The sequence below is a fragment of the Nocardioides salarius genome (assembly GCF_016907435.1).
Lineage (GTDB): Bacteria > Actinomycetota > Actinomycetes > Propionibacteriales > Nocardioidaceae > Nocardioides > Nocardioides salarius.
Genome location: NZ_JAFBBZ010000001.1, coordinates 3,067,311 through 3,093,395 on the forward strand (window position 1 = coordinate 3,067,311; position 26,085 = coordinate 3,093,395).

Below are 26,085 nucleotides of genomic sequence, written 5' to 3' on the forward strand. Positions count from 1 at the left end.
TCAGCGCTCGGGGCGCACCAGGACCTCGTAGTCCACCCCGGTCGGCGCCCGGAAGTGCCCGACCCGCTCGAAGCCGAGCGACTCCACCACCCGCAGCGCGCGCGTGTTGAAGCTCGCGACCGTCATCCGGTACGCCGCCGGGGCGAAGCGCGCGCGGCCGTGCGCCAGCCCGGCCCGGACGGCCTCGCGGCCGAGGCCCTGGCCGACCAGCTCGGGGTGCAGTCCGCCGCCGGTGTCGAGGGCGGCGTCGTCGTACGCCCAGCCCGGCACCTGCCCGTCAGGGCCGAACGAGCGGAAGCCGACCAGGCGCCCGCCCGCCGTGAGCGCGTGGAAGCCCGACGCGGGGTCGGCCAGGGCACCGGGGTCGGCGTCGGTCATGTCGTAGACGTCGTACGGCGCCGGGTAGCGCCAGGTGCGGACGTCGGCCGCCTGGTCCCGGGTGAGCGGAGCCAGCGCCAGCGGGCCGAGGGTCGTCACTCCACCAGGCCCAGCGCCGCGTCGACGATCGCGGCGACGTCGAGCCCGTGCAGGCGGTAGGCGTCGGCGAGCCCGGAGGACTGCCCGAACTCCTCGACGCCCAGGCAGCGGATGCGGTCGCCGCGGGCGCCGGCGAGGAACGACAGCGTGTGCGGGTGGCCGTCGAGCACGGTCACCAGGGGCGCCGGTGCCGAGGCGGGGAGCAGCTCGGCGAGGACGTCGCCGCCGGTGCCGCCGCCGCGGCGGCCGCGCTGCTGGAACGAGCGGAAGACCAGGTCGGGGCTGGTCAGGCAGACCACCCCGGCCCGCACGCCCTGCCCGCGCAGGCTCTCGGCCGCCGCGAGCACCTCGGGCATGAGCGCGCCGACGCCGACCAGCGTCACCTGCTCCTGGTCGAGCGCGTGCTCGGCGGGCAGCCGGTAGCCGCCGGCCACCGCCTGTCGGCGGCGCCGCTCGACGAGCGCCGGGTCGTCGGGCAGCTCGGCGAGGGTGGGGTCGAGGGGGCGCGTGGAGAGCCGGAAGTACGACGACGTGCCGCCCGGCACGCCGACCGACTCCATCGCGGCCAGGAAGCACCACTCCAGGTCCTGCGCGAACGCCGGCTCCCAGGCGGTGCAGCCCGGCTGCTCGAGGCCGATCGACGGCGTGGTGATCGACTGGTGCGCCCCGCCCTCGGGCGCCAGCGTGACGCCCGACGGGGTGCCGACCAGGATCGACTGCCCACCGGAGTAGATGCCGTAGGACCACGGCTCCAGCGCGCGCGAGACGAACGGGTCGTAGATGGTCGCGATCGGGATCAGCCGCTCGCCCCACCGCGACCAGGTCGCGCCCAGCTCGCCCAGCAGCGAGACCAGGTTGACCTCGGCGATGCCGAGCTCGATGTGCTGGCCGCTCTGGCGCTCCGACCAGCGCAGCAGCCGCTCGGTGTCGTCGGCGAACCAGTCGCGCCGGTCCTCCACCGACCACACCCCGGCCTTGTTGATCCACCCGCCGAGGTTGGTCGAGGAGGCCACGTCGGGGCTGCAGGTGACCAACCGCGCGGCCACCGCCGGCGCGTCGCGGTGCAGGTCGGCCAGCAGCCGGCCCAGGGCCGCCTGGGTCGAGACCGGGCGCTTGTGGGCGTGGCCCAGCGCGACGGGCACCGGGAGCGGGGTCGTCGGCGGCTGCGGCGTACGACGCAGGGTCGCGGCGCGCTGCTCGCACAGCTCGGCGGCGACGCTGCCCGCGGGGAAGCGTGACCACGGCGCGGAGCGGTCGCCGCCGGTCCGCTCGGCCAGGGCGTCCATCTGCTCACCGGTCAGGAGTGCGGAGTGGTTGTTGGGGTGGCCCTCGGTGGGCAGCCCGCGGCCCTTGATCGTGTAGGCGAACACGACGGTGGGCCGGTCGTCGGCGACGTCGGCGAAGGTGTCGACGAGCAGCCCGAGGTCGTGGCCGCCGAGGTCGCGCACCAGGCCGGCCAGGTCGTCGGCGTCGAGGGAGTCCACGAGGCCGCGCAGCTCGGTCGAGGGCGACCACGCCTCCGACTCGGCGAGCAGCCGGGTCGCGAGCTCGTCGCTGCCGGCGCGCAGCATCCGCTGGTACTCCTCGTTGGGCATCTGCTCCAGGCGGGCGCGCAGCTCGGCACCGCCCGGGCGCTCGAAGAGCTCGCTGATGCGACGACCCCACTTGATCGTCACGACCTGCCAGCCGGCCGCCTCGAACATGCCGGCCAGCCGGGCGATCTGCAGCTCGGGCACGACCCGGTCGAGCGACTGCCGGTTGACGTCGACCACCCACAGCACCTCGCCGAGCCGGGCCACCGCGGGGTCGGCCACGGCCTCCCAGATCGCGCCCTCGTCGAGCTCGGCGTCGCCGAGCAGGCTGACGAAGCGGCCGGCCGGGGGAGCGTCGGCGAAGCGGGAGGTGACGTAGCGGTGCGACATCGCCGCCCACAGCGCCGCGGTCGCGCCGATGCCGACCGAGCCGGTGGAGAAGTCGACGGTGTCGGGGTCCTTGAGCCGCGAGGGGTAGGACTGCAGCCCGCCCTTGGCCCGCAGCGTCGGCAGGTAGGCCTCGTCGAGGTCGCCGAGCAGGTAGTTGAGCGCGTGCAGCACCGGCGAGGCGTGCGGCTTGACCGAGACCCGGTCGTCGCGCTCGAGCTCGGCGAACCACAGCGCCACCATGATGTCGACCATCGAGGCCGAGGAGGCCTGGTGGCCGCCGACCTTGACCCCGCTGTCGTTGGGGCGTCCGGCGTTGGCGGCGTCGACGATGGAGGTCGCCAGCCACAGCACGCGGCGCGAGACCTCGCGGAGCAGGGCGGGGTCGGGCGTGGTCACGGGTCTCCTCCGGAGGGGGTCGGTCAGACGCCGGCGGGCTGGGGCGCCTGGGTGCTGGGGCGCCACTGTGCCACCGGAGGGGTCGCCGGGGTGGCCACCCGGCTGGCGTCCAGCGCCGCGGCGAGGTCGTCGAGCAGGTCGAGCGGGTCCTCCAGCCCGACCGAGAACCGTACGACGCCCGCGCCGGGCCGCGCGTGGGGCGCGACCGGGCGGTGGGTCAGCGCCGCGGGGTGCTGGACCAGCGAGTCGACGCCGCCCAGCGAGACCGCGTGGGTGAACAGCCGCACCGCCGAGGTCAGCCGCGCGGCGGCGTCGTACCCGTCGTGCAGGGTGATGGCGACCATCGCGCCCGAGCCGCGCATCTGGGTGCCGACCAGCCCGCGGGGGTCGTCGAGGCCGGGGTGGTGCACGGTGGCGACCTCGTCGCGGCCCTGGAGGAACTCGACCAGGCGGTGCGCGCCGTCCTGCTGGGCGCGCACCCGCAGCGGCAGGGTGGCCAGGCCGCGGTGCAGGAGGTAGGCGCCGAGCGGGTGCAGGATGCCGCCGGTCACCGCGCGCACCTGGCGCAGCCCGTTGGCGGTCTCCTCGTCGCAGGCGATGACGCCGCCCACGACGTCGCCGTGCCCGCCGAGGTACTTGGTGGCGCTGTGCAGCGCCATCGCGGCGCCGTGGTCGAGCGGGTTCTGGAGCACCGGGGTGGCGAAGGTGTTGTCGACCAGCACCGGCACGTCGCCGGCGGCGGCCTCCGCGGCGCGGATGTCGAGCAGCTCCAGCGTCGGGTTGGCCGGGGTCTCCACGACCACCAGCGCGGTGTCGGGGCGCACGGAGGCGGCGATCTCGGCCTCGGTGCACCAGGTGACCTCGGTGCCGAGCAGCCCGGTGGAGAGCAGGTGGTCGGAGCCGCCGTACATCGGGCGGACCGCGACGACGTGGCGCTTGCCGCTCAGCATCGTGCGCGAGAGCACCGCGGCCGACATCGCGGCCATGCCGGAGGCGAAGGCCACCGCCGACTCGGCGTGCTCCAGCGTGGCGAGCGCGGTCTCGAAGCGGGCCACGGTGGGGTTCCACAGCCGTTGGTAGACGTGGCCGCCCTCGGTGGGGTGACCGCCGGTGGCCATCGACTCGTAGGACTCGCCGCCGGTGTCGAGGTCGGGCAGCGGGTTCGTCGACGAGAGGTCGAGCGGCAGGGCGTGCACGCCCAGGGCGGTCAGGTCGTCACGGCCGCTGTGCACGGCGAGGGAGTCGAGGCGCATGCGACGAGTCTCGCTGAGAAGTCGCCGTACGACGCGCGCTGCTGTCGAAGGCGTAGTCTGAACACCTATCTGTTGGAGAAGAAGCAAGAACACCAGCCTGTTGAGGAGCCTGCGTTGCCTGGATCACAACCCGTCGACCGGGCCGCCGCCGGCCTGGACTCCCTCGACCTCGACATCCTGCGCGCCCTGGGCGCCGACGGCCGCCTGACCAACAAGGCGCTCGCCTCGCGGCTGGGGGTCGCCGAGTCGACCTGCGCCTACCGGGTGCGCTCGCTGCGCGACCGCGGCGTCATCGTCGGCACCAGCGTGCAGGTCGACGTCGCCACGCTGGGCTTCCCGCTTCAGGCGGTCATCAAGGTGCGCCTGGGCAGCCACGACCAGCAGCACGTGACCCGCCTGTACGACGCCCTGGTCGAGGCCCCGGGCGTGCTGCAGGCGCTGCACGTGGCCGGCGAGGACGACTTCCACCTGCTGGTGGCCGTCGCCGACCCCGAGGCGCTGCGCGACCTGGTGCTCGAGCACGTCACGGTGCACCCCGTGGTGCGCTCGACCGAGACCCAGCTGGTCTTCGAGCGCCGCAAGGGCCACGGGGTGCTGTGAGGCCGGGCCCGCGCGCGGCTCAGCCGGCCGACGACGTACGCCCGGCGAGCCAGGCGTGCAGCTCGGGGCCGTCGGCCTCGACCCGGTCCATCTCCTCGCCGCCGTCGCAGGTCAGCAGCGCGACCGTGGTGTGGGCGGGGGAGGAGGCGACGACCTGCCAGTGCCCGCCGCGCAGCGCCCACTCCTCGAGGGTGCGGGCGGGCCGCGGGACGGGGAGCATCAGAACCCCGTGGTGCACCAGGGTGTCGGACCGCCGTCGGCCATCGCGGCGAAGGCGTCGGTGTCGGGGCCGCTGACCCGCCCGGCGGCCGCCAGATCGGCGACGTCCACGTCGCCGAGGTAGAGCTGGCCCAGCGTCTCGGCCGAGAGCCGCACCCCCGCCTCGTCGTCGGTACGCCGCACCGTCGCGGCGCCGCCGCGGGTCGTGACCCGCCAGCGCCCGGAGGTGTGGCCCAGGGCGTCGTCGACGTCGAGCACGACGTCGCCGTCGGCCTGCCACGGACGGGCCTCGAGAGCGACCGGCAGGTCGAGCACCCGCACCCACAGCGTGTCGTGCAGGGCGGTGGTGGTCACGACCCGCGGGTCGACCAGCGCGAGGTCGAGCGTGCCGAGCAGCGGGCTGCGGCCCCAGCGGACCTTCTCGACGAGGTCGATGTCGGCGATGAAGCGCCACAGCCGCAGGTAGCCGGTCGGGGTGTCGGCGGCGAGGTCGACCAGCTCGACCGCCGCGTCCTTGCGGTGGTCGCCGTTGTGCTTGAAGAGGGCGTAGCCGTCGACGGCGCCGGCGGGGTCGAGGTGCAGCACCGCGCGCAGCATCTTGTCGGGGGCGCCCTTGTCCCAGTCGTACTCGCCGGTCAGGAACATCTCGTAGAACGCGGGCCGGCTGACCGCGCCGCGGGTGCGCTGCAGGTGGCGGTCGAAGACCTCGCGCACGTGCGGCCACGCCTCGGCCGGCTCCACCATCTCGAGGCTGCCCGGGTCGTCGAGGTCGCGCAGCCCGAAGCGGGAGCCCGTGTCGATCTCGACGCGTCGCCCGCGCACGGCCGGGCCGAAGCCGAACCTGCCGTAGATGGAGCCCTCGGTCGCGGTCAGCGCCGCCAAGGGCCGGCCCTGCGCGAGCGCGTGGTCGAGGTCCTCGGTCATCAGCCGGCGCAGCAGCCCCTGGCGACGGTGGGTGGGTGCGACGGTGACGTCGCTGATCATGTGCAGCCCGAGCGTGCGGTCGCCGCCGACGTTGAGCTCGCCGGCCCAGCTGGCGAAGGTGCCGACCGGCAGCGTGCCGTCGGCGACCCGGGCGGTGGGCCAGGCGCCGCGCACCACCGCCCCGTCCCGCCCGGCGTACCTGCGCCAGCGGTCGAACTCGGCCTGGTCGTTGCGGCCGTCGTGGAAGCCGCGGGCCAGACCCTCCAACCACCCCCGCAGCAACGCCGCGTCGGCGCCCTCGTCGCCGGGCTCGAGGCTGCGGAAGGTCAGGTCGGCGTGCGGCTCACTCACCCCGACACCCTAGGAGCACCCCTACCCACCCCTCCACGCGATATCCGCCGTCGTCGGTCGAGCAGTGACGAGCGCCAGCGAGGAGCGTCGCCTCCGTTGGTCGAGCAGTGACGAGCGCCAGCGAGGAGCGTCGCCGAGACGTGACGCGCTCGCCGTACGCCATGGGCTCACGGGGTCTCGGCGACGCTCGAGCCTTCGGCCCTCGCTGCTCGACCAACGACCGCCGTTGGTCGAGCAGTGACGAGCGCCAGCGAGGAGCGTCGCCGAGACCCGGTGACTGACGTGCTCGCCGTACGCCGGGTGGTCACTGGGTCTCGGCGTCGCTCGAGCCTTCGGCCCTCGCTGCTCGACCAACGACCGCCGTTGGTCGAGCAGTGACGAGCGCCAGCGAGGAGCGTCGCCGAGACCCGGTGAGGTGCCCTCGCGCCGTACGCCATGGGGTCTCGGCGTCGCTCGAGCCTTCGGCCCTCGCTGCTCGACCAACGGGGGCCCTCGCTGCTCGACCAACGGTGGGGCGGGGCCGCCTAGGGTGGCGCCATGGTGAAGGTGAGCGCGGCCGAGGTGCAGGCGGGCGGGCGCGCGGTGCGCGTCTCGAGCCCCGACCGGATCATCTACGAGGCGACCGGGCGCACGCCCGAGGTGAGCAAGCTGATGGTCGCGCAGTACGTCGCCTCGGTCGAGGACGGGCTGATGCGCGCGCTGCGCGACCGCCCCACCGCGCTGGAGCGCTGGCCCTCGGGGGTGCGCGAGGGCATGCGCCTGGCCACCGGCCCGCAGGACTCGAAGGCCGAGGCGTTCTACCAGAAGCGGGTGCCCAAGGGGGCGCCCGACTACCTCGAGACCGCCACGGTCACGTTCCCCTCGGGGCGCACCGCCGACGAGATCTGCCCCACCGAGATCGCGGTGCCCGTGTGGTGCGCCCACATGGGCACGCTGACCTTCCACCCCTGGCCGGTGCGCCGCGACGACGTCGACCACCCCGACGAGCTGCGCATCGACCTCGACCCGCAGCCCGGCACGAGCTTCGCCGACGCCGTGCGGGTGGCCGGGGTGGCGCGCGAGCTGCTCGCCGAGCTGGGGCTCACGGCGTACGTGAAGACGTCGGGCAACCGGGGTGTGCACGTCTACGTGCGCATCGAGCCGCGCTGGGAGTTCCTCGACGTGCGGCACGCCGCCATCGGCTTCGGCCGTGCGCTGGAGCGCCGTGACGAGCAGGTGACCACGGCCTGGTGGAAGGAGGAGCGGGGCGAGCGGATCTTCGTCGACTACAACCAGAACTGCCGCGACCGCACCATCGCCTCGGCGTACTCGCTGCGTCCGCTGCCCGGCGCACCGGTCTCGACACCGCTGTCGTGGGACGACCTGGCCGGGATCGCCGACCCGCGCGAGCTGAACCTCTTCACGGTGCCCGAGCGGCTCGCCGACGGCGGTGACCCGTGGGCCGGCATCGACGACGAGGCGTTCTCGATCCAGCCGCTGCTCGACCTCTACGAGGAGCTGCCCGGGGGAGAGATGCCCTACCCGCCGGACCACCCGAAGATGCCGGGTGAGCCGCCGCGGGTGCAGCCGAGCAAGAAGGTGGCCGGGCACTGGGACGCCGACGGCAACCGCATCGAGGACTGACGCCGGCGGCCGGCGGGGCCTGAGAACGGAAAGGGCCCGCCCGGCGGAGTCTCAGCTGCACCGGACGGGCTCCCGTCTCTGCGTCCGAGTCTCCCCCCGGATTCTCGGACGCGCTGGTCGGTCCGGAGCGAGTCCGCGTTCCCCCCAGAATCGCGGCATGCTCCCCGGTCCGACCGGTGAGGCCGCCCCCCGGCGACCTCATGGCTCAACACTAGGAGCGGAACCGGCGACGTGGGGGAACGCCTCATCCACAATCGGTCCAGGGTTTGGTAACACCGCGGGTGCGGTCTGCGGGCGACGAGGCGCTGGTACTTTGCGCCCATGATGGTCTCGCACTCGGCCCGCGTGCTGTTCGTGCACGTGCAGAAGACCGGTGGCATCACCATCGACCGGATGCTGCAGGAGGCGCTGCCCGACTTCGAGTTCCTGCCCGGGCTCGGCGGCGGCCGCCACGCCCGGCTCGGTCCGGCGCTGCGCACCTACCCCGAGCTGTCGGACTACTTCGTCTTCGGCTTCGTGCGCAACCCGTGGGCGCGGCTCTACTCGTGGTGGGCGATGATCAAGCGCGCCGAGGCCGACGCGGCGGCGGGCGTCGAGAAGGCCGCCAACCAGATGGACCACAACCGGCTGTGGAAGCGGGTGCTCGCGACCTGCCCCGACTTCGAGGCGTTCGTGCTGCGCGGCACCCAGGAGCAGCGCGAGCTGCGGCGCACCCAGGTCAGCTACCTGCGCACCAAGCAGCGCGAGGCCGACTTCATCGGCCGCCAGGAGCGCTTCGACGCTGACCTGCACGAGGTCTTCGACCGGCTCGAGCTGGCCTGGCCCGGCACGACCATGCACGCCAACACCGGGCCCAGCAGCGACTACCGGGTGCAGTACACCGACGAGATGCGCGACCGGGTGGCCGAGGTCTTCGCGGCCGACCTCGAGCGCTTCGGCTACGAGTTCTAGCCGCTCCAGCCGGCGTACGCCGCCCGCTCAGGCGCCGCTGATGCCCTCGGGCCCGCCGGCCTGCTCGTCGAAGGTCTCGTGCTCGAGCAGGTGCAGCACCGGCACGCCCAGCTTGCGGCGGGCCTGCGAGGTCCAGTCGAGGTGGAAGAGCTCGGCGACGATGTGGGGCCGGGTCAGCACGATCGCCTCACGGCCGTCGACGGCGGCCACCTCGGCGGCCAGCGCGTCGACCGGGGGCTCGGTGATGATCCGTCCGGTCGCCTCGGCGCCGGCGCGGCGCAGGTGCTCCAGGGTCGCGCCGAGCTCGGCCTCGGAGCGCTCGCGGCAGTCCTGGCGCACGGCGTCGAGGTCGATCTCCGACATCGTCATGGCCGGCGAGGCCAGCATCTCGCCGCCCGAGAGCGAGCCCATCGCGGCCTCCACGCGCGCCGCGGCGTCCTCGAGCGGCAGCAGCACGTGGTAGCGCACCCGTTCGCCCTCCGCGGTCAGCTCGGTGTGCAGCGAGCGCACCTGGGCGGCGTCGGCGGTGGAGAGCGCCTTCTCGATCAGGAGTACGACGTCGTAGTCGGCCATGGCTCCATCGTAGTCCCGCAACGGCCCGGACCTACCCCTGTCCGAGCACCTGGTCGAGGTCGTAGCCGGTGACCTCGTCGAGCTGCTCGTAGCCGCAGGAGGTGGGGTCCCGGTCGTCGCGCCAGCGCTTGAAGTGCGCGGTGTGGCGGAAGCGGCGCCCCTCCATGTGGTCGTACTTGACCTCCAGCACCCGCTCGGGGCGCAGCGGCACGAACGAGAGGTCCTTGCCGGCGCTCCAGCGGCTCTGGGTGCCCGGCACCCGGTCGGGGTTGGCGATCGCGCCCTCGTGCCAGCGCGCCCACGGGTGCTCCTCGATCGGGCAGGCCAGCTCGGAGAGCTCGTCCCACAGCTCGGCGCGTCGCTTCTCGGTGAAGCTGGCGCTGACGCCGATGTGCTGCAGCACCGGCCCGTCGTCGCCCTCGCTCCACAGCCCCAGCAGCAGGCTGCCGAGCAGCGGCCGCTCCGGCGTGGAGGTCTTGTGCTCGCGCATGCCGGCCAGCACCACGTCGGCGGTGCGCTCGTGCTTGATCTTCAGCATCGTGCGCGCGTTCTCGACGTACGCCGCCCCGAGCGGCTTGGCCACGACGCCGTCGAGCCCGGCACCCTCGAACTGCTCCAGCCACCGCTCGGCCACGGCCGGGTCGGTCGTGGTGCGGGTCAGGTGGCACGGCCCGGCGGCCCCGGGGTCGGAGAGGTGGGCCAGGGCCTCCTCGAGCGCGGCGCGGCGCTCGGCGAAGGGCCGGTCGACGTAGGACTCGCCGCCCAGGGCGAGCAGGTCGAAGGCCACGAAGCCGGCCGGTGTCTTCTCCGAGAGCATGTCGACGCGGGAGGCGGCGGGGTGGATGCGCTCCTGCAGCACCTCGAACTCCAGGCGCTGGCCGCCGTCGGGCGTCGGGAGCGCCACGAACACCTCGCCGTCGAGCACGCAGCGCTCGGGCAGCTGCTCGCGCGCCGCCGTGACGAGCTCGGGGAAGTAGCGGGTCAGCGGCTTGGTGTTGCGGCTGGTCAGCTCGACCTCGTCGCCGTCCTTGAACACCAGGCAGCGGAAGCCGTCCCACTTGGGCTCGAAGGACAGCCCGCCGTGCTTCTCGGGGTCGGGCACGCCCTTGACGGACTTGGCGAGCATCGGCCGCACCGGCGGCATCACGGGCAGGTCCACGCGATCGACCCTAGACCCGACCACCCCCACCCGTCGGGCCACGAGGACCCTAGGGTGGTGTCCTCATTCCCCGGTTGGTCTGCCGGCAGGGCCCGCCTGACTTTGAATCAGGACTAGCGACGTAGGTTCGACTCCTACCCGGGGAGCTCAGCTCGCAGGCTCCGGGTCAGCCCCGCGAGATCACCGCGTGCGTGCCGATGGCGCGGGCGATGACGTGACCGCCCTGGGTGATCTCGCCCTGGGTCGTGCAGATCCGCCCGCCCCTGCTCGTGCAGGTCGCGGTGCACACCAGCGGCTCCCCGGCCACCCCGGCCCGCACGAACTGCGAGCTCAGCTGCACGTGCGGCGCGATCATGCCCTCGGGTCCGGCGGCGTGGACCGCCCAGCCGGTGGCGCTGTCGAGCAGGGCGCTGAGGTAGCCGCCGTGCAGGATGCCGCCGCCGTTGAGGTGCTCGGGGCCGGGGTCGGCCTCCACGACGGCGCCCTCGGGGTCGGCGCGCACCACCCGGAACCCGAGGTGCGCCGAGAACGGTCCGGGGTCTCCCACAGCGGTCATGGGCACACCGTAGGGGGCCACCACCGGGCATGTGCGGGGAGCCCGCCCGGGCCGGGGCGAGGACCGGCGACGTAGGTTCGACCCCGACCCGGGGCCCTCGCGCCCCGACCCCCGCCCCTCCGATGTGGAGAAGCCCGTGCTCCGACGCTCGCGTCCCCTGGCCGCCCTGTGCGCCGTCGTCCTGCTGTCCGGCCTGGCGGCCTGCGGCTCCGAGTCCGACTCCGCCGACGAGGCGACCGGCTCGTCCGGCTCCTCCGGGGGCCCTGAGGAGGTCAGCTTCACCGGCGAGGTGGGCGAGAGCCTCACCGCCGAGTGGAGCGGGGCCATCGAGCAGCCGGAGGAGACCACGGTCGAGACCCTGGTCGAGGGAGACGGCGAGGAGATCGCCGAGGGCGCCACGGTGAGCACCTACGTGTACGTCGGCAACGGCAGCACGCAGGAGGACGTCTTCAGCGACTACGACAACGGCGCGCCGGAGTCGATCCCCAACGACGAGCAGGTCGGCGAGGTCTTCCTCGAGATGATGGACGGCGCGACGTACGGCTCGCGGGTCGTGGCGGTCACCACGCCCACCGACCTGCTGGGCCCGGGCGCCGAGAGCAACTCCCTCGGGCTGGGCGCCGACGACAGCGTGGTGGTCGTGATGGACCTGGTGGAGGAGCAGGAGGTCGCGCCGACGCCGTCGAGCGACCAGGCCGAGGACGCCGCGCCCGACAGCCAGCCCAGCGTGGTCAGCGAGGGCGGCGACCCCGTCGGCCTCGACTTCGAGGGCATCGACGAGCCCGCGCTCGACACCCCCGTGCAGCGGGTCGTGCTCGAGGAGGGCGACGGGGCGAAGGTGAAGGCCTCCGACACCGTCACCGTCGACTACCTCGGCGCGACGTACGACGCCGACGCGCCGTTCGACGAGAGCTACTCGCGCGGCGAGCCGCTCGTCTCTCCGCTCAGCGGACTGATCCCCGGGTGGAGCATCGGCCTCGACGGCGTGCCGGTCGGCAGCCGGGTGCTGCTGCAGATCCCGCCGGCCTACGGCTACGGCACGCAGGGCAGCCCGCCCAACATCCCCGGCAATGCGACCCTGTGGTTCCTCATCGACGTGGTCGAGGCCGAGTAGCCCCACCGCGACCGGTCGGACCCGTTGGCTTAGGGTCACCTAATATGAGCGCGACCACCCCCGACCGGCCGTTGCAGGCGCTGTGGCAGCGCCACCGCGCCTACCGGCGCCGCTTCGTCCTGGCCGTCGTCATGTCGACGCTCAACAAGGTCGCCGACGTGGTGCCCGAGCTGCTGATCGGCGCGGCGGTCGACGTCGTCGTGCGCGGCGACGACTCCCTGGTGGGCGCGGTGCTGGGGGTGGAGTCGCGCTACGCGCAGCTGGGATGGCTGGCCGCGATCAACGTCGTGGTCTGGATCGTCGAGTCGGCCTCGCAGTACGCCGCCGACGTGCTGTGGCGGGGCCTGGCCCAGGGCGTCGAGCACGACCTGCGCGTCGAGGCCTACGACCACGCCCAGCACCTCGACATGTCGTGGCACGAGTCGCGCTCGAGCGGTTCGACCCTGGCCACCCTCAACGACGACGTCAACCAGCTCGAGCGCTTCCTCGACGTCGGCGCGCCCGCGATCCTGCAGACGGTGCTCAACGTGCTGCTCGTCGGCGCGGTCTTCGCGGCCTCGTCGTGGACGCTGCTGCTGCTGGCCTTCACCCCCATCCCGGTGATCGTGGTCGGCTCGCTGGTCTTCCAGCGCCGGCTCGAGCCGCTCTACGCCCGGGTGCGCGACGCGGTGGCCGACCTGTCCGGCGCGCTGGCCGCCAACCTGGCGGGGGTCGCGACCATCAAGGCCTTCACCGCCGAGGACCGTGAGCGCGAGCGGATCGCGGGCGTCTCCAGCGCCTACCGCGAGGCCAACCGCGCCGCGATCCGCTCCTCGGCCGCGTTCGTGCCGCTGGTGCGGATGGCGATCCTGGCCGGCTTCACCTGCACGCTGCTGCTCGGCGGCTGGTCGGTGCTGCGCGGCGACCTGGCCGTCGGGCTCTACTCGGTGCTGGTGTTCATGACCCAGCGGCTGCTGTGGCCGCTCACCGAGGTCGCCACCGTGCTCGACCTCTACCAGCGCGGGCGGGCCTCGACTCAGCGGATCCTGGCCCTGCTGGCGGTGCCGGTCTCGGTGCCGGCCGGCAGCACCGCGCTGGCCCGTCCGGTCCAGGGGCGCATCGAGCTGCGCGGCGTCCGGGCCGGGTACGCCGACGGCCCCGACGTGCTGCACGGCGTCGACCTGGTGGTGCCGGCGGGGGAGACGCACGCGATCGTCGGCGCGACCGGGTCGGGCAAGTCCACGCTGCTGCGCCTGGTGCTGCGCTTCGACGACCCGCGCGAGGGCAGGGTGCTGCTCGACGGCCACGACACCCGCGACCTCGACTGGGACTCCCTGCGCGGGTCGATGGCCTACGTCGCCCAGGACGTCTACATGTTCGCCGGCACGATCGCCGACAACATCGCCTACGGGCGACCCGAGGCCTCCCGCGAGGAGGTCGTCGCGGCCGCCGAGGCCGCCACCGCCCGCGACTTCGTCGAGGCCACCGCCGCCGGCTTCGACACCCTGGTCGGCGAGCGCGGCGTGACCCTCTCGGGCGGCCAGCGCCAGCGCCTCGCCCTGGCGCGTGCGCTGCTGCGCCGGCCCAGCGTGCTGGTGCTCGACGAGGCGACCAGCGCGGTCGACAACGAGACCGAGGCGGCCATCCAGCGCTCGTTGCGGGTGGCCACCCGCAGCTGCACCGCCCTCGTGGTGGCCCACCGGCTCTCGACGGTGCGCCACGCGCACCGCATCTGGGTCCTCGACGCCGGGCGCGTCACCGAGGCGGGCACCCACGACGAGCTGCTGGCCGCCGACGGGGCGTACGCCGCGCTGTGGCGGGTCCAGACCGGCGAGCCGGACCCGGTGGCGCTGCGGTGAGCCGCGTCGAGCGGTGGGAGCGACGCTCCGAGGTGCCGCTGGTCCTGCTGGCCCTGGCCTTCCTGGTCGCCTACGCCTGGCCGGTGCTCGACCCGCGGCTCGACGCCGACGTCGCCACCGTCCTGACCGCGGTCTCCTACGCGGTGTGGATCGCCTTCGCGGTCGACCTCGCGGTGCGGCTGGTGCTGGCGCCCGACGCCCGGGCCTACGCCCTGCGGCACTGGTACGACGTCGCGCTGGTCGCCCTGCCGCTGCTGCGCCCGCTGCGGCTGCTGCGCCTGCTGACGCTGGTGCGGATGCTCGACCGCTCGGCCGCCTCGTCGCTGGCCGGCCGGGTGCTGGTCTACGTGTCGGTCGCCTCCACCCTGGCGGTCGGGCTGGGCGCGCTCGCCGTGCTCGACGCCGAGCGCGGCGCCCCCGGCGCCAACCTGACCGGCTTCGGCGACTCGCTGTGGTGGGCGGCGACCACCGTGACGACCGTCGGCTACGGCGACCACTACCCGGTCACCACCGAGGGCCGCTTCGTGGCGGTGGCGCTGATGCTCGTCGGCATCGGCCTGGTCGGTGCCGTCACCGCGTCGGTGGCGACCTGGATCCTCGGCCACGTCGCCCAGGATCGCGCTACCTGAGCGCGCTTCACCTGCGGGCTCTACAGTGAGCGCGCTCCTGCCCCCCGCTGATTCGGAGAACCCGTGGCCGACCCCGTGCTGCACGACCTGACCGTGATCGTCCTCGCCGCGGGCGGCGGGACACGGATGCGGTCGAAGACCGCCAAGGTCCTGCACCCCATCGGCGGGCGCAGCATGGTGGGCCACGTGCTGGTGGCCGTCCACGGCTGCGCGCCGCGACGGGTGGTCGCGGTGATCGGCCACCAGCGCGACCAGGTCGGTGCCCACATCGCCGAGCTCGCCCCCGAGGCGCTGCTCGCGGTGCAGGAGGAGCAGGCCGGCACCGGCCACGCCGTCCGCGTGGGGGTCGAGGCGGCCGACGCCCGCGAGGGCACCGTGCTGGTCGCCTACGGCGACACCCCGCTGCTGACCGCCGAGAGCCTGCGCGCGTTCGTGGCCGAGCACGAGGCGGCGCAGCGTGCGGTCAGCGTGCTCTCCGGCGTCGTCGACGACCCGTTCGGCTACGGCCGGGTGGTGCGCGACGAGGACGGTGAGGTCGTGGCGATCGTGGAGCAGAAGGACGCCTCGACCGACCAGCGCGAGATCCGCGAGATCAACTCCGGGATCATGGCCTTCGACGCGGCGTTCCTGCACGAGGCGCTGCCGCGGCTGGGCAACGACAACGCCAACGGCGAGTACTACCTCACCGACCTGCTGGGCCTGGCGCGCGAGGCCGGGCTGACCGTCGGCGCCCACCCGATCGACGACGTTCGCCAGACCGAGGGCGCCAACGACCGGGCCCAGCTCGCCGAGCTGGGCCGCGAGCTCAACACCCGCATCGTCGAGCGCTGGATGCGCGAGGGCGTCACCGTGATGGACCCCGCCACGACCTGGATCGACGCCGACGTGGTGCTCGCCCCCGACGTGGTGCTGCTGCCGGGCACCCAGCTGCTCGGCGCGACCGTGGTCGGCGAGGACGCCGTCATCGGCCCCGACTCCACGCTCAAGGACTGCGAGATCGGCGCCGGGGCCCGCGTCGTGCGGGTGCACGGCGAGCTCGCCGTGGTGGGCGAGCAGGCCGACGTCGGCCCGTTCTCCTACCTGCGCCCGGGCACCCGGCTGGGCGAGCGCGGCAAGATCGGCGGCTTCGTCGAGACCAAGAACGCCGTCATCAGCGCAGGCGCCAAGGTGCCGCACCTGTCCTACGTCGGCGACGCCGAGATCGGCGAGGGCGCCAACATCGGGGCCGGCACGATCTTCGCCAACTACGACGGTGTGGCCAAGCACCGCACCACCGTCGGGCGGCACGCCCGCACCGGCTCCAACAACACGTTCGTCGCGCCGGTGACCATCGGCGACGGCGCCAGCACCGGCGGCGGCACCGTCGTACGAGGCGACGTGCCGGCGGGTGCGCTGGCGCTGAGCGCGGGGCCGATGCGGGTGATCGAGCGGTGGGCCCAGCAGCGGCGCGCGGGCACCGCCCAGGCCGAGGCCGCGGCCCGCGCCGAGGGGTCGGGAGAGGGCTCCGGAGGGGCCCCGGGGTCTGCCTAGGCAAAGACTGCGCGTCACGTCGGTCACACGGGGCGGCGCAGCCCGGTCTCGGGTTTCGCGGCCGACCGTCCGCGGGGCAGACTGTCGGGCGCACCCCACCCGTCGGCGACCCAGGAGCTGCTCGTGACCGGATACAAGAAGACCACCGAGAAGAACCTCATGGTCTTCAGCGGTCGGGCACACCCGGCGCTCGCCGAGGAGGTCGCGGGCATCCTCGAGACCGAGCTGGTCCCGACCTCGGCCTACGAGTTCGCCAACTCCGAGATCTACGTGCGCTACGAGGAGTCGGTGCGCGGCTGCGACGCGTTCGTGATCCAGAGCCACACCGCTCCGATCAACGAGTGGATCATGGAGCACCTGATCATGGTCGACGCGCTCAAGCGCGCCAGCGCCAAGCGCATCACCGTGGTGATGCCCTTCTACGGCTACGCCCGCCAGGACAAGAAGCACCGCGGCCGCGAGCCGATCTCGGCGCGCCTGATGGCCGACCTCTTCAAGACCGCCGGCGCCGACCGGCTCATCGCCGTCGACCTGCACGCCGACCAGATCCAGGGCTACTTCGACGGCCCCGTCGACCACCTGATGGCGCTGCCGATCCTCACCGACTACGTCAACGAGAAGTACGGCGACCAGCCGCTCGCCGTCGTCTCGCCCGACGCGGGCCGGATCAAGGTCGCGGAGCGCTGGTCGGCCAAGCTCGGTGGCGTACCGCTGGCCTTCATCCACAAGACCCGCCGCACCGACCGGCCCAACGAGACCGTCGCCAACCGCGTCGTGGGCGAGGTCGCGGGCAAGATCTGCGTCCTCACCGACGACATGATCGACACCGGCGGCACCATCGTGAAGGCCGCCGAGGCCCTGATGGCCGACGGCGCCGCGGGTGTGGTCATCGCCGCGACCCACGCGATCCTCTCCGACCCCGCCGTCGACCGGCTCAAGAACAGCCCGGCGGTCGAGGTCATCGTCACCGACACCCTCCCGATCTCCGAGGACCGCCGTTTCGACAAGCTGACCATCCTCTCGATCGCCCCGCTGGTGGCCCGCGCCATCCGCGAGGTCTTCGAGGACGGCTCGGTCACCTCGATGTTCGACGGCCACGCCTGATCGCTGCCGAGCCTGCGGCAGCGATCGTCGGTGGTCGAGCAGCGACCGCGGCCGAGGGACGAGGCCGCGACGGAGCGTGTCGAGACCCGGTGACGTGCCCACGACCGTGACCCGCGACTGAGCTGCAGGTTCGGGCCGGGTCAGCGCGAAGTTCAGGCCGGGTCAGCGTGAGATCTGGGCCGGGTCAGCCGAGGTCGTCGAGCTGGTCGTTCCACAGCCGGGACAGCACGGTGGGCACCGAGCCCGAGGCCAGGGTGTCGGCGAGGCGCTGGCGCTGCGCGGGGCTGAGCTGCACCGCCGGGAAGGCGTTGCGGCCCACGACCAGCGAGAAGCCCTGGCCGCGGCGCTCGCAGATGGCGGGGGAGTCGGCCAGGTAGGCGTCGACGTACGCCGTGCACAGCCCGACGCGCTCGGGGTCCCACAGGCCCTGGGCGGCGGCCTCGAAGACCCGGTTCGAGACGTCGGGGGCGCTCATCGTGGCCCAGGCCGCGGCCTTGGCCTCGGCGCTCGGGCGGGCAGCGAGCGCGCGGGCGGCGCCCAGCTCGCCGGCGAAGGTCTGGTCGCGCTGCCGCTCGGCCTCGATGCCGGCCTCGTCGAGCGCACCCAGCCCGGCGAGACGCGCCACCGTCGACCAGCGCAGTCCGGGGTCGAGGTCGACCCCGGCGTCGGTGCGCCCGGCCGCGAGCCAGCCGAGCAGTGCGGAGGCGTCGCGGCTGGTCGCTGCCAGGCCACGGGTCAGCGCGATCACCACCTGGTCGTCGGCGGTGGCCGCCAGCGCCGAGCGGCAGGCCGCGGCCACCCGGTCGACCACCGCGGGCGCCTCGGCGGCCGGGGTGGAGCGGGTCAGCACCGGACCCAGCGCCCGGTCGAGCACCGCCGAGACCAGCGCCGGCCGCGGCTCGCCCGGCAGGTGCCGCTCGACCAGGTCGAGGAAGCCGGACACCGGGAGCGCCCCGGTGCGGACCTCGTCGAAGGCGTGCGCCCACAGCACCGTGCGGGTCAGCTCGTCCTCGACCGTCCCGAGGCACCGGGCGACCACATCGGCCGAGGTGGCGTCGAGCCGCAGCCGGGCGAAGGTCTCGCCCTGGCTGTTGGGCACCACCGCCAGCCCGGCCCACCCGGTCAGCGCCACCTCCTCGTCGGCGAGGTCGACCACCCGGGTCGCCACGAGCGCGCCGTCGGCGTCGAGGGCGCTGACCGAGAAGCGGTGCGGACGCACGCCCTCGCGCACCAGCACCGGCACCTGGTCGTCGCCTCGGCGCACCGCGATCGTGTCGAAGCCGGTGCGGCGCAACCAGACCTCCGCCCACCCGCGCACGTCGCGCGGCGAGGCGGCGTCGAGGGCCGCCACGAGGTCGTCGAGGGTGGCGTTGCCGAAGCGGTGCCGGGTCAGGTGCGCGTTGACACCGGTGAGGAAGTCGTCGTCACCCAGCCAGGTCACCAGCTGGCGCAGGCACGAGTTGCCCTTCGCGTAGGAGATCGAGTCGAAGTTGGTGAAGGCGCTGTCGACGTCGGGCACGTCCTCCGGCGCGGGCGCGACCGGGTGGGTCGAGCGTCGCTCGTCGGCGACGTACGCCGCGGGCTTGCGGGTCGCCTCGTGCACCACGAGCGTGCCGCCGAAGCCCGCCCCCTCGGCCGCGACCCGGTAGCCCATGTAGTCGGCGAAGCTCTCGTTGAGCCAGGTGTCCTCCCACCAGCGCATCGTCACCAGGTTGCCGAACCACATGTGCGCCATCTCGTGGGCGATGACGGTGGCGCGGCGCGAGCGCTGGTCGTCGGTGACCCGCCCGCGCGGCAGCAGCTCGTCGCGGTAGGTCACGCAGCCGGGGGTCTCCATCGCGCCCCAGTTGTGGCCGGGCCCGAAGAGCTGGTCGTAGGAGTCGAAGGGGTAGGGCTCGTCGAAGAGCGTCGCGTAGTGGTCGAAGCAGGCGTCGGTGGTGCGTCGCAGCTCGTCGGCGTCGCGGTCGAGCTCGGCGGCCAGCGACGCGCGCGCGTGCCAGCCGAACGGCAGCCCGGCGTGCTCCCAGGTCACCGAGTGCCACGGCCCGGCGCACACCACGAACAGCGAGGGGCACAGCCGCGGCGTCGTGGCGAAGACCCAGCGCCCGTCCTCGTTCGAGGTCACCCGTCCGTTGCCGATCACCTGCCAGCGCGGGTCGGCCGAGACCGCGACGGCCATCGTGGCCTTGATGTCGGGCTGGTCGAAGCAGGCGAGGACCCGCTGCGCGATGTCGAGGGAGAGGTAGGCCGACACGTAGGTCTCGCCGTCGACGGGGTCGGTCATCCGGTGCATGCCGTCGCCGTCGCTGACGTAGGGCAGCCGCGCCTCGACCCGCACCGACACGGGCGTCCCGACCGGCAGGCCCTCGAGCGTGATCCGCCGCCCGTCGTACGCCGCCTCCACGGCCCGGCCGTCGACGCTGACGACGAGGTCGCGGGCGTCGGTGAGCTCGACGAACGTGCTCGGCGCGGCGGTGGTGAAGGTCAGGGTCGTCGTGGAGCCGAAGGTCTCGCCGGCGTGGTCGCGCAGGTCGAGGTCGATGTCGTAGGAGACGTCGGTGACCTGCGCGGAGCGGGTGCGGGCCTCGGTGAGGGGGAGCGACATGCGCCCACCCTAGGGAGGGTGACGCGGGCAGCACCCCGGGCCCGGGACACGCAGATCGTGGGAAGACCCGACGGCGCCCGTCGCGGTGACCCATGATGTCTAGACATTGGTTTGCCGGACGGCCCTGGCGAGCAGGAACCCGATCGGCTCCCTGCGTCGGTGAGGGGCCGGCCTGAGTCTCGAGGAGCCCCCCATGTCCGTCGCGCGCCACGCCGCGATCCGTCCCTCCCGCGCCGGCCGCACCGTGCGGGCCTCCCTCGCGGTCGCCCTGGTGGGGGCGCTGCTCTCGGCCGGCGGCGCGCCCGCGCAGGCCGTGGGCGAGCAGGTGCTGCAGCAGGTCGACGTGCGGCTGGGCACCGACGGGGCCCTGACCGCCGTCGAGTCGACGTCGGTGCGCCGCGGCGAGGAGGGTGGTGAGGCGCTGCAGACCGCCCTCGACACCCAGGAGGCGGCCGACGAGCTGCCGGTGCGCATCCAGACCGCCTACCGGCTCGGCGACGAGGCCGGCACCGACCTCGGCGAGATCGCCGGCCGCAGCGGCCGAGTGGTCCTCGACCTGACCGTGCAGAACACCACCGTGCGCCCCGAGGAGGTCACCTACGACGCCGGCGGCGTGCAGCGCTCGCAGTTCGCCCTGGTCGGGGTGCCGCTCACCGTCGTCGCCTCGGCCGTGCTGGGGGAGGGCAGCCTGGCCGAGGTGGTCACCGGCGAGGAGGGCGACGACGACGTCACCAACGGCGTGCTGAGCCGTGGCGGTGGCGGCGAGCCGCGGGTGCAGTGGGCCACGATGCTGGCGCCCCCGCGGCTGGCGCCGAGCGCGACCTTCCGCCTCGTGCTCGACACCGACGACTTCGAGGTGCCGTCCTTCGACATCGGCGTGCAGCCCGGCCTGGTGACCGACACCTCGCTGACGGGTCTGCTCGACGAGGCGTTCAGCGACGACCGGGGCGGGGCCATCGACACCGAGGCGCGCACGATCGAGGTCATCGGCGACGTCACGAGCGTGCTGACCCAGGCCGGCGCCGTGCTCACCGACATCGAGACCCGGCTCTCCGACTCGGCCGAGCGGCTGGGTGCGCAGACCATCGCCGACCTCCAGAGCTCCTCGGTCGGTGTCAGCGAGCAGCTCGGCAGCCTGTCGGCCGACCTGGCCCGGCTCGACGGGTCGCTGGGCGAGCAGCTGGGCGGTGTGCAGGACGACGCCGTCCAGGCGCTCTCCTCCAGCCTCACCGAGGTCAAGGACGTGCTCGGCGACCCCGCCAGGATCAAGCCCCCCACGCCGCAGGACGGCGCCGAGGGGTGCCGGGTCGAGCTCGGCCGCGACCTGTCCGCACCGACCGTCTACGGCCAGCTCGCCGCCGTCAGCAGCCGGCTGAGCACCCTGTCGAACGCCAGCGGCGCCTGCCGCGCCTCGATCGCCGACGACCTGGCGCGCCAGATCGGCTCGGCCGACGAGCTCGCCGACTGCGGGCCCGAGGCCACCTCCGCCGTCTGCGTGCTGGCCGCGGCGCGCGAGCGCCTGGCCGAGCAGGCCGACGTGCTCTCGCTCTTCGGGACCGACCTGGCCGGTCGCCTCGACGCCGGCGCGGTCGACGACCTGGGCGAGTCGATGGCCACGGTCGTCGACGAGCTGGCCTCGGTGGAGGCCGCCGCCGACGAGATCCTCGGCGGCTCGGGCCAGCCGGTGCGGCCCCTGGCGCTGCTGCTGGGCTCGCTGGTCGACTCGCTGGAGTCGCTCAAGACCCTGCTGCAGCCCGGCGCGGCCACCGGCCTGCAGGCCGCCTTCGCCGACATCCACGCCCTGGCCGGCGCCCAGGCCGAGGCCGTCGGCACCCCCGACGTCGACGGCAGCATCGCCCAGCGCGCCCAGGCACTGACCTCGGCCGTGTGCGCCATCCCCGGGCTCGCCGACGTCACCGACACCTCACGCATCCCCGCCGACGTCCTCGAGCAGCTGCAGCAGGGACTCGTCACCCGCATCGACGCCGCCCGCGCTGCCGCCGGCTGCGCCGGGGGAACGACGCTCGCCCAGCGCCTGCAGTCGGTGCGGGCGGCGTGGGTCTCGGTGCAGCAGACCTCGGCCGTCGACGGCGACGGCTCGGTGGCGCGGGCGCTCGCGAGCCTGCGCACCTCGGTCGACGGCGCGCTGGTCGAGCTGGGGGAGGCGATCGACGACACCGTCGACGTCGCCGACCTGCGCGGCCTGGTGGCCCGGGTGGCCGCGCTGGGCGCGCAGGCGCAGGTGCCCTCCTGCGACGACCTCACCGGCCGCGAGCCCGCGGGCTCGGTCGACGCCCTGCGCTTCGCCTACCAGCGCGTGGCCTGCAACCAGGCCGGGCTCGAGAAGGAGGTCGACAAGGCCTTCGCCGAGGCCCGCAAGGCGCTCGACGGCACCGGCGGGGAGATCGGTCGCAGCATCGAGGCCACCGACGGGGCCCGGGGCAAGGCCGACGAGCGCGTCGCCGAGCTCTTCGGCTCCCTGAGCCAGGGGGCCGACCGTGCCGCCGAGCGCATCGTCGCCCAGGGCGGACGCCGCATCCAGGGCCAGCGCGCCGGCCTCGACCGGCAGGTCCGCCAGGCGGAGTCGCGCCTGGGCGGTGCCGTCGGCGACGCGCTGCGCACCATCGGGACCAACATCACCGCCGCCACCGGCGACCTCGGCGAGTCCGAGGCGCGGCTGCAGGCCGACCTCCAGCGGGTCCTGGTCGACCTCGGCACCCGGGAGAGCGGCGGCACCGGCATCCTCGGCTCGCTGGCGACCGGGGCCGGGCAGACCGGGCTGGCCAACGACTCGGTGCAGCTGGCCAACGCCCGCGCGTCGGCGTTCGGCGCGGTGCGCGGCAGGACCCTCGACGAGGTGTTCCTGCAGCAGGCGCAGACGATCCGCTCGCTCGAGCGCGAGCAGGAGTTCCGGGCCTTCGACGACGGCGTGGGCGCCGACGACTCGCTGCTCACCGTGTTCTCCTTCCACCTCGGCCAGGACTGAGCGGTGCGGCGACTGGTCCACGCCCCTGCCCCGGCGGCGGTGCTGACCGCGTTGCTGGCGGCGGTGCTGGGGCTCTCGGCCAGCGGCTGCTCGGGCGGCGACGCCCCCGGGCCCGGCTCACCCGCGGCGAGCGGGCCGGCCGCGGGAGCGCCGGCGGCCGTCGCGGTGACGACGGTCTCCGAGGTCAGCGCCGACGAGCCGCTGCGCGTCGGCGTGGTGGTGACCCTGCGCTCCGAGCCCGGCCAGGGCCAGGACCTGGTGGGCGCGGCCGAGGGCGCGACGGTCGCGGCGTACCGGCTGGGGCTGGGCGGGGGCCGGGTCGAGCTCGAGGTCGTCGACGACCAGGGCACCGCAGAGGGGGCCGGGGCGGCGGTCGAGCAGCTGCTCGACGCCGAGGTCGCCGGCATCGTCGCGGCCACGCGGGGCGACCACCTCGACGCCGCGGTCGAGGCCGCGACCGCTGCCGGCACCGCGGTGCTGCTGCCCTACGACCGCGACGGCGAGCTGCCCGCGGGCGCCTTCGCCACCGGCCCGGCCGCCGCCGACGTCGACCGGGTGCTGCTCGAGGCGATGGCCGGCGACGGGTTGAGCAGGCCGTTCGTGCTCACCGCCGACGACGTCGAGGTCGACGTCGGCTCGGCCGACGCCGCCACCATCGGGGCCGACGTCGACGACGTCGCCGCCCGGGTCGCCGCGGCCCACGACGCAGGACGCGTCGACAGCGTCGTGGTGGCCGCCGCGGCCAGCACCCAGGCCAGGATGGTGGCCGCGCTGCAGGGCGTCGCGCCCGCCGTGCCCGTGGTGCTCTCGCCCGAGGCCCTCAGCCCCGCCTTCGCGGCGGGGCTCGACGAGGCCGCGGGCACCACCGCGGGGGCCTACCTGAGTGCCGGCACCGACGCCGGCGACGCCACCTCGCTCGCCCAGGGCGCCCGGGCCGAGGCGGTCTCGGCCTTCTTCGCGGCGCTGCGCCTGGCCGCCGGCGACGACGCCAGCACCGACCTGTTCGGCGACGCGGCGTTCGCCGAGGTCGCCGCCGACGCCGACACCGCCAGCCACGACGCCGTCCTCTCGATCGCCGCGGCGGCCCGCGCGGCCGGCTCGGTCGAGACGGCCGACGTGCTCTCGGCCCTCAGCGGCCTGCAGGCCGGCCCGGCCGAGGGCCTGGCCGGTCCCGGCCTCGACTTCGGGGGCGAGCGTGCCCTGCCCGCGGCCGACGTCGTCGCGCTGCGGGCCACCGGCCAGGACCCCGGTGCCCGTCCGGTCGCCGCCGGCGCCGGGCCCCGGCTGTACTGGTTCGCCGACGACACGACAGGCTGAGGCCCGTGACGGGCGGACGACGCGCGCTGGGCAGCCGCTACGAGCTGGTCGACCTGCTCGGCGAGGGCGCCATGGGCGAGGTGTGGCGCACCTGGGACCGCGCCGGCGAGCGGTACGTCGCGGCCAAGCTGCTGCGCCGCGAGCTGGCCCGCGACCAGCAGATCGTGGGCCGCTTCGTCCAGGAGCGTGCCATCTTGATGTCGCTGCGCCACGAACGGATCGTGCGCGTGCACGATCTGGTCGTGGAGGGCGAGGCGCTGGCCATCGTCATGGACCTCGTCGAGGGCACCGACCTGCGTCGCCACCTGCGCGAGGTCGGCACCCTGGGCGCCCGCGACGCCGTCGAGACCACGTGCGCGGTCCTCGACGCGCTCGCCGCCGCCCACGAGCAGAGCTGCCTGCACCGCGACGTCAAGCCCGACAACGTGCTGCTGCGCGGTGGCGAGACGCAGACCGGCGAGGGGCCCGGCCCCGCGTACGCCGACCGGGTGCTGCTCACCGACTTCGGGATCGCCCGGCTGGCCCAGGAGCGCACGGTCCAGGCGACCGGGCTGCTGGGCACCCCCGGCTACATGCCGCCCGAGCTGTTCGTGCACGGTCGCTTCAGCGCCGCCTCCGACGTCTACGCCACGGGCGTGCTGCTCTACGAGCTGCTGGGCGGGCGCACCCCGTTCTCGGGTGCGGGCACCGCCCACACCGTCGGGTTCCGCCACGCCACGGTGCGACCGCCGCGCCTGCCGGTGCCCGACGCGCTGTGGCAGGTCGTCGAGACGATGCTGGCCAAGGACCCCACCACCCGCCTGAGCGCCGCCGGCACCGCCGCGGCGCTGCGGGAGGTCGCCGCGCAGGTGCGCGACGTCCCGGCCCTGCCCGTGCAGCCCGCCCCCGACGACTGGGACCTCGCGCAGGGCACGGTGGTGCGCGCCGGCCCGGTGCAGGTCGAGCTCGACGACGCGCGGGTCGACGTCGGCGCGACCTTCCTGCACGGGTCCGCGGCGGCAGCGCCTCCCGCGGCCCCCGCGCCGCCCGGCGCACCACCCGCGCCGGACCGGGCCGCCGCGCGCCGGCACCGCGCCCCCCGCCGCGGACTCGTCGCCGCGGCCGCCCTGGCCGCGCTCTCGCTGGTCGCGGTGGTGGCCGGCGTCGTCGTCGCCACCGGCGACGAGCCCGACCCCGTGGCCGCCGACCCCGTCGCCGCCGAGCGCACCGACCAGCTGCTGCCCACGGGTCTCGGGGTCGACCGGGAGGCCGACTACGACCCGGCCACGGGTCGGCTGACCCTCCGGCTGCGCTACAGCGCCCGCGACGCACCGCTGCGTGGTCCGTTCCTCGAGGTGCTGCCGGCGCGCGGCTCCCAGTGCCCGCGTCCGACCTGGACCGGCGCGACGGTGCAGGACAACCTCGCCGCCCGCACGGGGATCTCGGTCGCGTGCGGGTTCGCGGTCGACCCCGGGCAGGTGCCGGCCGACGGTGAGGTGCTGGTCGTGGCGTCCTTCGACCTCGACCTGGGCGCGGACCCCGGGGGGGCGCTGGAGGGCTGGGTGGGGGAGGCCGCCGACAGCACGCGAGCGGTCCTCGAGGCCCAGCGCTCCGGCGACGGCTACCCCGTGCAGCGGCTGCGCGACGTCGTCGTGGAGGTGCCGGCGGTGGTGCGCAAGGCGCGCAGCGGCTTCGCCCCGGTGCGGGTGCGTCTGCTCCCCGACTGGGGCGAGGGCCCCGACCCCGTGCGTGCCCTCTTCGACTCCGACGCCGCCGGCGAGGCGACCATCGCGCTCTCGGCCGTGGCCGGCGGGTTCGACGGCGTCCGGCTGCAGGCCTGCGACGCGGTCGCGGTCTCGGCCGACGGGTTGAGCCTGCTGGCGCGCTACCCCGCGGCCGACTGCGAGGTCACCGCGCAGGTCGGCGACCTCACCCGGCTCGAGCCGGCCACGGTGACCATCCAGGGCGCCGGGGGCTGA

At 74.6% G+C, this 26,085-nt stretch carries 20 protein-coding genes and 1 tRNA gene; 12 read left to right on the forward strand and 9 right to left on the reverse strand.

Annotation, left to right across the window (positions count from 1 at the left end; all coding sequences use genetic code 11):
- From JOE61_RS14845 to JOE61_RS14855, 3 genes are read right to left on the reverse strand one after another with little or no spacing between them, the layout of a single operon-like run.
- Positions 1-477 (reverse strand): GNAT family N-acetyltransferase, encoded by a 477-nt coding sequence (locus JOE61_RS14845; RefSeq protein WP_193666942.1) that lies wholly within the window; start codon positions 475-477, stop codon positions 1-3.
- The gene (locus JOE61_RS14850; protein WP_307823036.1) at positions 474-2,795 is read right to left on the reverse strand and encodes a thiamine pyrophosphate-binding protein; all 2,322 of its coding nucleotides are present in this window, start codon (positions 2,793-2,795) and stop codon (positions 474-476) included. The genes JOE61_RS14845 and JOE61_RS14850 overlap by 4 nt, the downstream gene beginning before the upstream one ends.
- Positions 2,796-2,818: 23 nt before the next feature.
- Complete coding sequence (locus tag JOE61_RS14855; RefSeq protein ID WP_193666943.1) at positions 2,819-4,048, reverse strand: trans-sulfuration enzyme family protein; 1,230 nt, start codon at positions 4,046-4,048, stop codon at positions 2,819-2,821.
- Positions 4,049-4,162: 114 nt separating this feature from the next.
- Here JOE61_RS14855 and JOE61_RS14860 point away from each other — a divergent pair, with 114 nt between their 5' ends.
- Positions 4,163-4,648 (forward strand): Lrp/AsnC family transcriptional regulator, encoded by a 486-nt coding sequence (locus tag JOE61_RS14860; RefSeq protein ID WP_193666944.1) that lies wholly within the window; start codon positions 4,163-4,165, stop codon positions 4,646-4,648.
- 19 nt (positions 4,649-4,667) lie between these two features.
- Here the strand turns inward: JOE61_RS14860 and JOE61_RS14865 are convergent, their stop codons facing one another.
- Both JOE61_RS14865 and JOE61_RS14870 read right to left on the reverse strand, forming a co-directional pair.
- Positions 4,668-4,868, reverse strand: a complete 201-nt coding sequence (locus JOE61_RS14865; protein WP_193666945.1) for a hypothetical protein — start codon at positions 4,866-4,868, stop codon at positions 4,668-4,670.
- Positions 4,868-6,142 carry a GNAT family N-acetyltransferase gene (locus JOE61_RS14870; protein WP_193666946.1) on the reverse strand — a complete coding sequence of 425 codons (1,275 nt, stop codon included), beginning with the start codon at positions 6,140-6,142 and terminating at the stop codon, positions 4,868-4,870. Before JOE61_RS14870 ends, JOE61_RS14865 begins: the two co-directional genes overlap by 1 nt.
- Before the next feature lie 537 nt (positions 6,143-6,679).
- Here JOE61_RS14870 and JOE61_RS14875 point away from each other — a divergent pair.
- Entirely contained in the window at positions 6,680-7,765 is a 1,086-nt protein-coding gene (locus JOE61_RS14875) for a DNA polymerase domain-containing protein (protein WP_193666947.1), read from the forward strand.
- Positions 7,766-8,086: 321 nt separating this feature from the next.
- The gene (locus tag JOE61_RS14880) at positions 8,087-8,716 is read left to right on the forward strand and encodes a sulfotransferase family 2 domain-containing protein (protein ID WP_193666948.1); all 630 of its coding nucleotides are present in this window, start codon (positions 8,087-8,089) and stop codon (positions 8,714-8,716) included.
- 27 nt (positions 8,717-8,743) lie between these two features.
- Here the strand turns inward: JOE61_RS14880 and JOE61_RS14885 are convergent, their stop codons facing one another.
- Both JOE61_RS14885 and JOE61_RS14890 read right to left on the reverse strand, forming a co-directional pair.
- Positions 8,744-9,289 carry a hypothetical protein gene (locus JOE61_RS14885; RefSeq protein ID WP_193666949.1) on the reverse strand — a complete coding sequence of 182 codons (546 nt, stop codon included), beginning with the start codon at positions 9,287-9,289 and terminating at the stop codon, positions 8,744-8,746.
- 31 nt (positions 9,290-9,320) lie between these two features.
- A complete protein-coding gene (locus tag JOE61_RS14890) occupies positions 9,321-10,448 on the reverse strand; it encodes an ATP-dependent DNA ligase (RefSeq protein WP_193666950.1) in 1,128 nt (375 codons plus the stop codon).
- Positions 10,449-10,515: 67 nt separating this feature from the next.
- Between JOE61_RS14890 and JOE61_RS14895 the strand changes: the two genes are divergently transcribed.
- A tRNA-Gln gene (locus JOE61_RS14895) sits at positions 10,516-10,594 on the forward strand.
- 20 nt (positions 10,595-10,614) lie between these two features.
- Here the strand turns inward: JOE61_RS14895 and JOE61_RS14900 are convergent.
- Positions 10,615-11,004, reverse strand: coding sequence for a PaaI family thioesterase (locus JOE61_RS14900; protein WP_193666951.1), 390 nt, complete (start codon positions 11,002-11,004; stop codon positions 10,615-10,617).
- Positions 11,005-11,140: 136 nt separating this feature from the next.
- Here JOE61_RS14900 and JOE61_RS22570 point away from each other — a divergent pair, with 136 nt between their 5' ends.
- The 5 genes from JOE61_RS22570 to JOE61_RS14925 all read left to right on the forward strand — a co-directional run bounded on the left by JOE61_RS22570 (position 11,141) and on the right by JOE61_RS14925 (position 17,219).
- On the forward strand, positions 11,141-12,118 hold the full coding sequence (locus JOE61_RS22570; protein ID WP_193666952.1) for an FKBP-type peptidyl-prolyl cis-trans isomerase: 978 nt from the start codon (positions 11,141-11,143) through the stop codon (positions 12,116-12,118).
- Positions 12,119-12,162: 44 nt separating this feature from the next.
- Positions 12,163-13,956: an ABC transporter ATP-binding protein gene (locus tag JOE61_RS14910; RefSeq protein WP_193666953.1), complete on the forward strand. Its 1,794-nt coding sequence runs from the start codon at positions 12,163-12,165 to the stop codon at positions 13,954-13,956.
- The gene (locus JOE61_RS21785) at positions 13,953-14,585 is read left to right on the forward strand and encodes a potassium channel family protein (RefSeq protein ID WP_204797251.1); all 633 of its coding nucleotides are present in this window, start codon (positions 13,953-13,955) and stop codon (positions 14,583-14,585) included. The genes JOE61_RS14910 and JOE61_RS21785 overlap by 4 nt, the downstream gene beginning before the upstream one ends.
- Before the next feature lie 63 nt (positions 14,586-14,648).
- Positions 14,649-16,115 (forward strand): bifunctional UDP-N-acetylglucosamine diphosphorylase/glucosamine-1-phosphate N-acetyltransferase GlmU, encoded by a 1,467-nt coding sequence (gene glmU / locus JOE61_RS14920; RefSeq protein ID WP_307823037.1) that lies wholly within the window; start codon positions 14,649-14,651, stop codon positions 16,113-16,115.
- A 123-nt stretch (positions 16,116-16,238) separates the two neighbouring features.
- On the forward strand, positions 16,239-17,219 hold the full coding sequence (locus JOE61_RS14925) for a ribose-phosphate diphosphokinase (RefSeq protein WP_193666954.1): 981 nt from the start codon (positions 16,239-16,241) through the stop codon (positions 17,217-17,219).
- Positions 17,220-17,403: 184 nt separating this feature from the next.
- Here JOE61_RS14925 and pepN read toward each other — a convergent pair whose 3' ends face one another.
- A complete protein-coding gene (pepN, locus tag JOE61_RS14930; RefSeq protein WP_193666955.1) occupies positions 17,404-19,824 on the reverse strand; it encodes an aminopeptidase N in 2,421 nt (806 codons plus the stop codon).
- 193 nt (positions 19,825-20,017) lie between these two features.
- On the opposite strand from pepN, the gene JOE61_RS22260 reads away from it, so the two are divergent.
- From JOE61_RS22260 to JOE61_RS14945, 3 genes are read left to right on the forward strand one after another with little or no spacing between them, the layout of a single operon-like run.
- A complete protein-coding gene (locus JOE61_RS22260; protein ID WP_193666956.1) occupies positions 20,018-22,810 on the forward strand; it encodes a hypothetical protein in 2,793 nt (930 codons plus the stop codon).
- A 3-nt stretch (positions 22,811-22,813) separates the two neighbouring features.
- A complete protein-coding gene (locus tag JOE61_RS14940) occupies positions 22,814-24,127 on the forward strand; it encodes an ABC transporter substrate-binding protein (RefSeq protein WP_193666957.1) in 1,314 nt (437 codons plus the stop codon).
- Positions 24,128-24,132: 5 nt separating this feature from the next.
- Positions 24,133-26,085 (forward strand): serine/threonine-protein kinase, encoded by a 1,953-nt coding sequence (locus tag JOE61_RS14945; RefSeq protein WP_193666958.1) that lies wholly within the window; start codon positions 24,133-24,135, stop codon positions 26,083-26,085.